At 30.1% G+C, this 11,665-nt stretch carries 8 protein-coding genes; all 8 read left to right on the top strand.

The features are described from left to right. The first annotated feature begins 799 nt into the window (after nt 1–799). A complete protein-coding gene (locus tag CD113_RS07285; RefSeq protein ID WP_002464965.1) occupies nt 800–2,293 on the top strand; it encodes a DUF6056 family protein in 1,494 nt (497 codons plus the stop codon). A 192-nt stretch (nt 2,294–2,485) separates the two neighbouring features. Further along, nucleotides 2,486–5,119, top strand: a complete 2,634-nt coding sequence (gene polA / locus CD113_RS07290; RefSeq protein WP_002464964.1) for a DNA polymerase I — start codon at nt 2,486–2,488, stop codon at nt 5,117–5,119. 15 nt (nt 5,120–5,134) lie between these two features. Further along, complete coding sequence (gene mutM, locus CD113_RS07295) at nt 5,135–6,007, top strand: bifunctional DNA-formamidopyrimidine glycosylase/DNA-(apurinic or apyrimidinic site) lyase (RefSeq protein WP_095092754.1); 873 nt, start codon at nt 5,135–5,137, stop codon at nt 6,005–6,007. 15 nt (nt 6,008–6,022) lie between these two features. Then, complete coding sequence (coaE, locus tag CD113_RS07300) at nt 6,023–6,649, top strand: dephospho-CoA kinase (protein ID WP_002464920.1); 627 nt, start codon at nt 6,023–6,025, stop codon at nt 6,647–6,649. Nucleotides 6,650–7,100: 451 nt separating this feature from the next. Further along, on the top strand, nt 7,101–8,126 hold the full coding sequence (locus CD113_RS07305; protein WP_002464921.1) for a glyceraldehyde-3-phosphate dehydrogenase: 1,026 nt from the start codon (nt 7,101–7,103) through the stop codon (nt 8,124–8,126). 470 nt (nt 8,127–8,596) lie between these two features. Beyond that, entirely contained in the window at nt 8,597–9,067 is a 471-nt protein-coding gene (gene nrdR, locus CD113_RS07310) for a transcriptional regulator NrdR (protein WP_095092752.1), read from the top strand. Beyond that, nucleotides 9,068–10,462 (top strand): replication initiation and membrane attachment family protein, encoded by a 1,395-nt coding sequence (locus CD113_RS07315; protein WP_002465057.1) that lies wholly within the window; start codon nt 9,068–9,070, stop codon nt 10,460–10,462. After that, complete coding sequence (gene dnaI, locus CD113_RS07320) at nt 10,462–11,382, top strand: primosomal protein DnaI (protein ID WP_002465058.1); 921 nt, start codon at nt 10,462–10,464, stop codon at nt 11,380–11,382. Before CD113_RS07315 ends, dnaI begins: the two co-directional genes overlap by 1 nt. The last annotated feature ends 283 nt before the right edge of the window (nt 11,383–11,665 follow it).

Below are 11,665 nucleotides of genomic sequence, written 5' to 3' on the forward strand. Positions count from 1 at the left end.
CTTATTATGAATTAATAAACTGTAAACCTATTTCAGATAACCAGTTTTTTTGTGTTGGGTCCCTTCCACCCCGGCAAGACTGACTAGGTTTTCAAAATGGTGATTTATCAACGTTTTGAAAACCAGACAGTTACTGCCAAATGCTTAAATTTAAGTGTAAAATACATTTTGTCCCGGGCTCTAAATATTTAAATAAATGTGGAAATGTTAAGAAAATAATTGACACCTCAACAATCAGATGAACAGTTGATTGTTGAGGTGTATTTGTTATGTTAAGCACAAGTGTCTTGAATAATGACAATTATCAATCATGTTAGAAAGTAATCTTTGTTAATGGATAGAACCAAGGCTAGTTGTACATTTAAAAGATAAATATTAATTAATAATGTGAGTTTATAAAGTAATGTATACTCAAATACGTAAAGGGTCAATAATCCATTATCACTATTTTAATGTTTAGCTTTAACAATATAATTTGAAATAAATTTCTTAAGACAATATTTATTAAGAACATGATTAAGGATAGAGTATAAGTTGTAATAATTTTTATTGTATAATATATTTATAATATAAAAATATAAACTTTAAACAGAAGAATGATCAATAAAGATATCAACATTAAAAACTATTAACGATTTATTTAGACGTCTAATAATTTAGATTAAAGGTAAGTTGATGTGTTCTATATAAATGACAATGGTCTATGGAGAAATCGGAACAAGATATTTCAATAATATTGATGTGAACAACAAAAAATGTAAGGGAATATTTGAATTAACAGTATTAAAGGAAGGATAATGTGAACATAAAACAACTAGAGAAAACAACGATAACTTTAATTGCAATATTAATATTTTATATTCTATTAGGCTTTTTCTTACCATTAATGCACGATGACTTATTGTGGTATAGTGATTACGGCAATTCGATGTTAAATTCAGAAACAGCTACTTTAAATGGCAGATATTTAGGTAACTTTTTTGAAATGATAGCTGTAAAAATAAGTTGGATTAGATGGTTAACTTATGGTTTAACAAGCGTAGGGTTAATTTGGTTAATTATTAAAACGATTGATGCACAAAAAAATATTATCTTTTACTTTATTACATTTATAATGATGCTGATTATGCCAAGTCAAATTTTCAGTCAAACGTTCGGTTGGTTTGCTGGATTTTATAACTATGTACCACCCATTTTGAGTACGCTATTCATTATACATACCATTTTAAATATCATTGTTTATAACAAAAAGATGTCAGTACATAATTTAGTGATATTTTATATTGTGTGTTTAATTGGTCAATTATTTATAGAAAATATTACTGTATTTAATTGTATGTTTCTATTTCTATCATTAATTTACTATTTTGTTAGTTATAGAATGATAAATACAAAATTATTATTTGGCTTTTTGATGAGTACGATCGGTACGATGTTAATGTTTTCTAATCCTAATTACCATAAGATATTTTTTGAAGGGGCAACAGATTATCAACAAGTATCAAATGATAAGGGATTTTTCACTAAAATATTTGAAACTACGACTTCAGTATTACCCAATTGGATATATTATAACGAAATAGTCATAGTGATTATTACAACATTAATATTATTGTTTTTGTTAATTAAAAGTAAACGATTTAGTCAACTTGATACATTAAAGCGGAAAAGTTTAATTGTTGGATTATTATTATTACCAACGTATTACTTTATCATCTATAATCAGTTTGAACTTGCTCATGAGACACATGTTAGTTTGTTTAATATAGCAAGCACGTTAATTTGTATCATATATATCGTTGCGATGATTTTAACGATGAGTATCGTTTTAATAGATAGAAAAGAACTTATAGTGACGTATATAATCATGGTATCTATGCATTTAATTAGTATCACATTAATTATAGTCTCACCGATTGGCCCTAGAAATTTTTTGATTGTCTATGTTATGCATTTAATTATTGTACTTATGTTATTAAAAAGAGTATGTGATTACATTACATTTAATTTAAAATGGACCATTAGTGTAGCAACCGTTTTAGCACTGGTTTATTTGAGTACATTTAGTTTTATTAATCATCAAAATGAATTGCGAGTCCAAAATTTAAAACAGCAAATCAAAGCATATCCTAAGAAAAAAGTTTATACGCTGCCTTTACTTCCTTTTGAACATTATATGCAGAAAGTTACACCTAATGAAGAAAAATATCAAAAATTCTTTAATGAATATCATGGTATTCCAGATGACATAAAAGTTAAATATATTCCTTTTGGTACAAACAAAAATGATTAAATTAACAAATAAAAGTTTGAGTAGTGCATCTATACTCAAACTTTTTTATTGTTGTGATTGATAATGTTAGAAACAACAGTTTTATCTAGTTGTATAAATACAAAAATTCAAAAAATAATAATAGTTCCTTTTTTTACGTACCTATATCTTTATATGCTAAAATATACATAAATCAGGCTGGAGGTTAATATAGTGAATAAATTAGTATTAATAGATGGTAATAGTTTAAGTTTTAGAGCGTTTTATGCTTTACCATTATTATCAAATAAAGCAGGAATCCATACCAATGCAGTTTATGGTTTTGCCATGTTACTTGAAAAGATTTTAAAAGAAGAACAACCTAATCATTTTTTAGTAGCTTTTGATGCAGGTAAAACAACTTTCAGACATGAAAAATATAGTGAATATAAAGGTGGACGTCAATCAACCCCACCAGAATTAAGCGAGCAATTTCCATATATACGTCAATTATTAGATGCATATCATATTAAACGTTATGAATTAGATAACTATGAGGCTGATGATATTATTGGAACATTAAGTAGAGAAGCCGATCAAGCCGGTTTTCAAACCATTATTATTACTGGAGATCGCGATTTAACGCAATTAGCAACAGAAAATGTCACAATTTATTATACTAAAAAGGGTGTTACTGATGTAGATCATTACACACCAGAATTTATTGCTGAGAAATATAATGGGCTTAAACCTAAACAAATTATAGATATGAAAGGTTTAATGGGTGATTCCTCTGATAATATTCCAGGCGTGGCTGGTGTTGGAGAAAAAACAGCTATTAAATTACTCAATCAATTTCAAAATGTTGAAGGTGTATATGAACATATCGATGATGTTTCTGGTAAAAAGTTAAAAGAAAAACTTGAAAATAGTAAAGAAGATGCCTTTATGAGTAAAGACTTAGCTACAATTAATGTTGAAAGTCCAATTGGCGTTACACTTGCAGATACTAAAATGATAGATCAGGAAAACAATAATGATAAAATTGAGTTATTTAAAAAACTAGAATTTAAACAATTATTGTCAGACTTAGATAGTGACCAAGCTGATGAAAACACGGTTGTTGAGAAAACGTTCGATATTATAGATAATTTTAACGATATTAATTTTGAAACAATATCAGAAGCGTCTATTCATTTTGAATTAGAAGGTAGTAATTATTTAAAAGATCGTATACTTAAGTTTGCAGTGTATATAGGAGATCAACATATTGTCATTGATGCTCAAAACATTAAAGATTATCCGCAGCTTGTTGCTTGGCTAGAAAATCAAAGCACGACTAAAATAGTGTATGATGCTAAAAAAACATATGTTGCTGCGCATAGATTAAATATTGATATTCAGCATATTGATTTTGACGTTATGTTAGCAAGCTATATTATAGATCCCTCACGCACGATTGATGATGTACAATCTGTTGTATCATTGTATGGTCAAAATTATGTAAAAGATAACGTCGCAATCTATGGTAAAGGTAAAAAGTTCCAAGTACCTGAAGATGATGTTTTAAATCCACAAGTAGCAGCAATTAGCGAAGCGATAAATGAAGCTAAACCTGTTATGGAAGAACAATTAAAAGAATATAATCAACTTTCTTTATTAGCTGACTTAGAGTTACCTTTAGCACGAATTCTAAGTCAAATGGAAGAAACGGGTATTTATACTGATGTTAATGATTTAAAGGAAATGGAACAAGAAATACAACAGAAGTTAGATGTCTTAATTAATAATATTCATGAAGCTGCAGGAGAACAATTTAATATTAATTCGCCTAAACAGTTAGGTGTTGTACTTTTTGAAACACTTAAATTACCAGTTATTAAAAAGACCAAAACAGGTTATTCTACTGCCGTAGATGTCTTAGAACAATTACAAGGTGAGCATCCAATCATAGATTATATCTTAGAATATCGACAATTATCTAAATTACAGTCAACATATGTTGAAGGTTTACAAAAAGTAATTAGTGATGATCAACGTATTCACACAAGATTTAATCAAACTTTGGCACAAACTGGACGATTATCTAGTATAGATCCAAATCTGCAAAATATCCCTGTCAGATTGGAAGAAGGACGAAAAATACGTAAAGCATTTAAGCCAACATCTAAAGATAGTGTGATTTTATCAGCTGATTATTCGCAAATTGAACTACGTGTGCTAGCACATATCACACAAGATGAGAGTATGAAAGAAGCTTTTATTAATGGTGATGATATTCATACTGCTACTGCCATGAAAGTATTTGGCGTTGAAGCTGACGAAGTAGATAGTTTAATGCGTCGACAGGCAAAAGCAGTTAACTTTGGCATTGTATATGGCATTAGTGATTACGGTCTAAGTCAAAGTTTAGGAATAACACGAAAAAAAGCCAAAGCGTTTATTGATGACTATTTAGATAGTTTCCCTGGCGTAAAACAATATATGTCAGATATAGTTAAAGATGCCAAAGCAGTTGGATACGTTGAAACATTACTACATCGCCGACGTTATATACCAGATATCACTAGCCGTAATTTTAATTTAAGAAGTTTTGCTGAGCGTACTGCTATGAATACACCAATTCAAGGAAGTGCAGCAGATATTATTAAACTTGCTATGGTACAATTTGCTGACAAAGTTGAAGATACAAACTATCATGCAACGTTATTATTACAAGTACATGATGAATTGATTTTTGAAGTACCTAAATCAGAAGTTGAAGATTTTAGCAAATTTGTTGAAGAGATCATGGAAAATGCCATACAATTGGATGTTCCATTAAAAGTAGATTCAAGTTATGGTCCAACCTGGTACGATGCAAAATAAAGTGAGGTTAAAACTATGCCTGAATTACCGGAAGTAGAACACGTTAAACGTGGAATTGAACCCTATATTATTGGGGAAACAATTGACAAAGTATTGTTCTCACCAAAAGTTATCGAAGGTAAAGATTCCGGAAGAGCAACTATTATTAAAGGAATTGAACTTGATACCTTCAAACAATTATCTGAAGGTTATAGCATTAAAAAAGTAACTAGACGTAGTAAATACATCGTATTTAATATTGAAAATGACCATGACCAACGCGTGCTTATTAGTCATTTAGGCATGGCAGGTGGATTTTTTATAGTCGATCAACTACATGATATTTTAATTCCTAATTATCGTAAACATTGGCACGTTATTTTTGAATTATCTAATGGGAAAAAGTTAGTTTTTTCAGATATTCGACGTTTTGGTGAAATTAGAAATGTGGCTACTATTGAATCATATCCACCATTTTTAGATATTGCTCCAGAACCATTTAGTGATGATGCACTAACATATTATTTAAAACGTATCAACCAAAAAACTAATATTAACAAACCAATTAAACAGGTTATTTTAGATCATAAAGTTATTGCAGGTTGTGGTAATATTTATGCATGTGAAGCACTTTTTAGAGCAGGTATACGCCCCGATAAAAAAGTAAGTGACCTGACACATCAACAACAAGAAATGGTGTTTTATTATGTTAGAGAAGTATTAGAAAAAGGTATTAAATATGGTGGAACAAGCTTTTCAGATTACCGACATGCAGATGGTAAAACTGGTGCAATGCAATTGCATTTAAATGTATATAAACAAAATATCTGTAAAGTTTGTGGTGATCATATAGCAACACAGGTAATAGCAACTAGAAATAGTCATTATTGCCCAACATGTCAGAAATAAAGAAAGAGTGAAACTATGCCAAAAGTAATCGGATTAACAGGAGGCATTGCATCAGGAAAATCAACAGTATCAGATATATTAACTGTTTATGGATTTAAAGTAGTAGATGCAGATAAAGCCTCAAGACAAGCAGTTGAAAAAGGTAGCAAAGGTTTAAAACAAATTATTGAAACATTTGGAGAAGAAGCCCTAGATGATAATGGTGAAATGGATCGTGCATACATGGGTGAATTAGTGTTTAATTATCCTGAAAAACGTTTAGAATTAAATGCGATTGTTCATCCAATTGTAAGAGAGATTATGGAACGTGACAAAGAGCAACTTTTAAAAGAAGGCCATAATGTCATCATGGATATCCCATTATTATTTGAAAATGACTTACAACATACAGTTGATGAAGTGTGGGTTGTATATACTTCTGAAAGTATTCAAATTGAGCGTCTAATGCAACGAAATGATCTTTCTATAGAAGATGCAAGAGCACGAGTATATAGTCAAATTGCCATTGATAAGAAAAGTAGAATGGCTGATCATGTTATTGACAATCTAGGCGATAAATTAGAGCTTAAACAAAATGTTGAACGTTTACTTGAAGAAGAAGGTTATATTGAAAAACCATATTATAGTGATACTAATAATTAAATAATGTCGTGACACTAAATAAATAGTGAAATGTGACCAGTATACAAAAGTCAACATTTGATCAATAACTAGTAAGGTGTTGCAAAAAAGAATATAAATTTAAAAACAGTAGTACAAAAATTTCTAGAAAAATTATTGTACTGCTGTTTTCTTGTTTATGTATATATTACTTATTTGATATGAGTGAACAATAAAGTAAGATTCGCATAGTTAATTGTTATTCGATAGCTATAAAAATTGGTATGGCGAACACTCATAATAATATTTCAACAAGCATTTATCAATACATTCATATTTGGTTTTGGCGAGTGTCATTTTGTGATAATTAATAAGACAAAAATTGATATCTTAGATAATTTTAAAAAAGTTAAAGAAAACGCTTTCAAAAACACTTTATTATGATATACTATTTGCATAAAGTATAACACATAAAAATCAAGGGGTGCTTTTAATGTCAACAAATATTGCAATTAATGGTATGGGAAGAATAGGTAGAATGGTATTAAGAATTGCTTTACAACAAGAAGATTTAAATATAGTAGCAATTAATGCGAGCTACCCTCCCGAAACAATTGCTCATCTAATTAATTATGATACGACTCATGGTAAATATGATGAAAAAGTAGAACCTATAGAAAATGGTTTGAAAGTAGGAGACCATGAAATCAAATTAGTAGCTGATAGAAATCCTGAAAATTTACCTTGGAAAGAATTAGATATCGATATCGTTATAGATGCAACAGGTAAATTTAACCATGGTGACAAAGCAATTGCACACATTAATGCAGGAGCTAAAAAAGTACTGTTAACAGGGCCATCAAAAGGTGGGGATGTTCAGATGATTGTGAAAGGTGTTAATGACAATCATTTAGATATTGACCATTTTGATATCTTTAGTAATGCGTCATGTACAACGAATTGCATTGGTCCTGTAGCTAAAGTTTTAAATGATAATTTTGGTATTATTAATGGTTTAATGACTACAGTTCATGCCATCACAAATGATCAAAAAAATATAGATAATCCTCATAAAGATTTACGACGTGCACGTTCTTGTAATGAAAGTATTATTCCAACTTCTACTGGTGCGGCAAAAGCATTGAAAGAAGTGTTACCAGAACTAGAAGGTAAATTACACGGTATGGCTTTACGTGTGCCAACGAAAAATGTCTCATTAGTTGACTTAGTTGTTGACTTAGAACAACAAGTAACTGCTGAAGCGGTTAATAAAGCATTTGAAAATGCTGGTTTAGAAGGTATTGTTGAAGTTGAGTATGAACCGCTAGTTTCAGTTGATTTTAATACGAACCCACATTCAGCTATTATCGATGCTCAATCAACAATGGTTATGGGAGATAATAAAGTTAAAGTTATCGCTTGGTATGATAATGAATGGGGTTATTCAAATAGAGTAGTTGATGTAGCTAAACAACTCGGGAAGTTAATGACTTCAGAAAAAATGGTTAATGCAAGTTAACTCAAATCAATGATAACTGTTTAACACTTACACAAAGTTGTATTGTCATATCCAATAAAATTAGTTTTATGTAAATAATAAATTTGACTAATGATGGATATTTAATGAACTTCGTGTAAGTGTTTTTTATATTTTTACGGAGATAAGACTTAACTGCTTAACATAGCTTTAATACTTTTGAGTTATTTAGGTTCTCTAATTTTTAGGACAGATAAATAAAAGAGAACCGTTATTTTAAACACTGTTATTGATAATTATGTTAGTCACACGTGTCAGCCAACAGATTATTATATATCTATTTCTATAGTATTATTTCTATGTCGTCTTAGTGTCCAACATGCACGTAACTGCATAAATGAATCGTTTTGCTATATTTTTATTGCTTGATTTTGATAATGAAAAGCCGTTTCTTTTGTCATACCATAAATTATAGTATAATGAGGCATAATCAAAATAAAGATGGTGATGTAATGAAATGCCCAAAATGTAATTCGACACATTCTAAAGTTGTTGATTCAAGACACGCAGAAGAAATAAATGCGATTCGTCGTCGCAGAGAATGTGAAAATTGCGGTATACGTTTCACTACATTTGAACATATTGAAGTAAGTCAATTAATCGTAGTGAAAAAAGATGGTACCAGAGAGCAATTTTTAAGAGATAAAATATTAAATGGATTAGTACGTTCTTGTGAAAAGAGACCAGTTAGATTTCAACAATTAGAGGATATAACTAATAAAGTAGAATGGCAATTAAGAGATGAAGGACATACAGAGGTATCATCACGTGATATTGGTGAACATGTTATGAATTTATTAATGAATGTTGACCAAGTATCATACGTTAGATTTGCTTCAGTATATAAAGAATTTAAAGATGTTGATCAACTATTAGCATCAATGCAAGGTATTTTAAGTGACAATAAACGGAGTGATAACTAAATGGGTATGCAAGCATACGAATTTGGTTTAAGACCACAAGATCAATTCGAAGTGATACAATATTTCGATTTGAATCATAGTCATTTAGATGTCTTAAATCGATTGTTTACGCCATTAATTGGTTCAAAAGCAATTGGACTATACCACTTTATGACACAATTTGTGGAACGTCGTAGAACGTCTTCCCATTATTTGTCACATTATGTATTTATGAATGAATTAAAATTAAATTTACTAGAGTTTAGACAACAAATGGATTTGCTAGAAGCAATTGGCTTAGTTAAAACTTTCGTTAAGCATAATAAAGAGGAGTCTCAATTTGTCTATGAATTGATTCAACCTCCAACTGCGCATTTGTTTTTTAATGACCCAATGTTGTCTATTTTTTTATATAGTGAAGTTGATCATAAAAGATTCCAAGAGTTAAAACATTATTTTGAATATCAGCAAAAAGATTTGTCAACTTTTAAACAAACGACAAGAACTTTTACGGAAGTTTTTAAAGTGCCAACAACTAAAGTAGATATTGATACGTCTGATATTCCGATAAATCAAAGTTATCAAGGTATGGATTTATCAGATGAAACATTTGATTTTGACATGTTAATACAAATGTTAGGGAAGCATTTTATAAGTAAAGAAATTATTACTAAAGAGGCTAAACAATTAATTATTCAATTAGCAACGCTTTATGGTTTAACACCAGATGGTATGAAACGTGTGATTCTTAAATCAATTACTAGTGGACAGCAATTATCATTTGAAAATATGAGAAAAGAGGCACGATCTTATTATTTAATACAGCATGATAATCGTATGCCTAAGCTTCAAGTTAATACAACTAACGAAGCTAAAACTCAACCACAAAATGAAGATTTCAATCCACAAGATAATTTAGAAGATTGGTTTGAATTGTTAGAACAAACAAGTCCGATAGATATGTTAGCATCATGGTCAGAATCTGAACCAACGTTATCTCAAAAAGCAATGATTGAAGAGTTAATAGATCGTGAAAAGATGTCGTTTGGCGTTATCAATGTGTTACTACAATTTGTCATGTTAAAAGAAGATATGAAATTACCTAAAGCATATATATTTGAAATAGCATCAAATTGGAAGAAAAAAGGTATTAAAACTGCTAAAGAGGCTTACAACTACGCTAAAAAAGTTAACCAACCAAAACAAGATAATGGTAATTATCAAGGTGGTAAAAATTCAACTTATCATCGTCAACGTAAATTAATTTCTAAGGAAAAAACTCCAAAATGGTTAGCAGAACGAGAAGTAGTTAAGGCGACGAATAACGACAACGAACAAAATGATCAAAAGTTAGAACAAGATCGACAGGAGTTTTTAGCTAGATTATCTAAAAAATGGGAGGAGGATGACAATTAATGAAGAGTTTCCAAAATATTATGGGGTCGTCTAAAGATTTAGAACAACGAATTGCTAAAATAAAAAAAGATGTCGTTAATGACCCAGATGTTAAATTATTCTTACAACAACATCAATCGGAATTAACCAATGCTATGATTGATGAAGATTTAAATGTCTTGCAAGAGTATAAAGATCAACAAAAACATTATGATGGACATACTTTTGCAAATTGTCCTAATTTTGTTAAAGGTCATGTACCAGAGCTGTATATTGAGAATAAGCGTATCAAAATTCGTTATTTACCATGTCCTTGTAAAATTAAATATGATGAGGAACGTTTTGACTCGCAATTAATCACGTCACATCATATGCAACGTGATACTTTAAATGCAAAGTTAAAAGATATTTATATGACTAACCGTGAACGCTTAGATGTAGCTATGGCTGCTGATGAAATTTGTACGGCCATTACGAATGGTGACACAGTTAAAGGTTTATATTTATATGGGTCGTTCGGAACGGGTAAATCATTTATTTTAGGTGCGATTGCTAATCAACTTAAGTCGAAAAAGATTAGTTCAACTATTGTCTATCTTCCAGAATTTATACGTACGTTAAAAAGTGGCTTTAAAGATGGTTCTTTTGAAAGTAAATTGCAGCGTGTAAGGGAAGCCAATGTCTTAATGTTAGATGATATTGGTGCTGAAGAAGTTACACCGTGGGTTAGAGATGAAGTGATTGGTCCGTTACTACATTATCGCATGGTGCATGAATTACCAACATTCTTTAGTTCTAACTTTAATTATAATGAATTAGAACATCATTTAGCAATTACGCGAGATGGGGAAGAAAAAACAAAAGCGGCAAGAATTATTGAAAGAATTAAATCCCTGTCACAACCTTATTATTTAATTGGAGAAAATTATAGAAACAATTGAAAAATTTAATTTATGGTGTATAATGAAGGCAAATCTAAATCGTTGAAATAATTGAAGATAAGATAATTTAATCACTAAGACACAGAAAGCCATTAGTTGTTGAGAATATGGTTCTTATACTAAATTGTTACTACTTCATTATAGGTGTTTGTAATGAGCACCCGGCTCAAGACCGTTATCTTATGTAGAGATATTTAACATGACATTAACTTGTTAAATAACTAGGGTGGTAACACGACAACCTCGTCCCTTGTATAGGGACGAGGTTTTTTTGTTTGTAGTA

It is taken from the genome of Staphylococcus simiae (assembly GCF_002902085.1).
GTDB lineage: Bacteria > Bacillota > Bacilli > Staphylococcales > Staphylococcaceae > Staphylococcus > Staphylococcus simiae.

Coding starts and splice junctions, on each gene's coding strand:
- CD113_RS07315 (WP_002465057.1), top strand. CDS start 9,068: ATGGGTATGCAAGCATACGAATTTGGTTTAAGACCACAAGATCAATTC.
- coaE (WP_002464920.1), top strand. CDS start 6,023: ATGCCAAAAGTAATCGGATTAACAGGAGGCATTGCATCAGGAAAATCA.
- CD113_RS07305 (WP_002464921.1), top strand. CDS start 7,101: ATGTCAACAAATATTGCAATTAATGGTATGGGAAGAATAGGTAGAATG.
- dnaI (WP_002465058.1), top strand. CDS start 10,462: ATGAAGAGTTTCCAAAATATTATGGGGTCGTCTAAAGATTTAGAACAA.
- nrdR (WP_095092752.1), top strand. CDS start 8,597: ATGAAATGCCCAAAATGTAATTCGACACATTCTAAAGTTGTTGATTCA.
- mutM (WP_095092754.1), top strand. CDS start 5,135: ATGCCTGAATTACCGGAAGTAGAACACGTTAAACGTGGAATTGAACCC.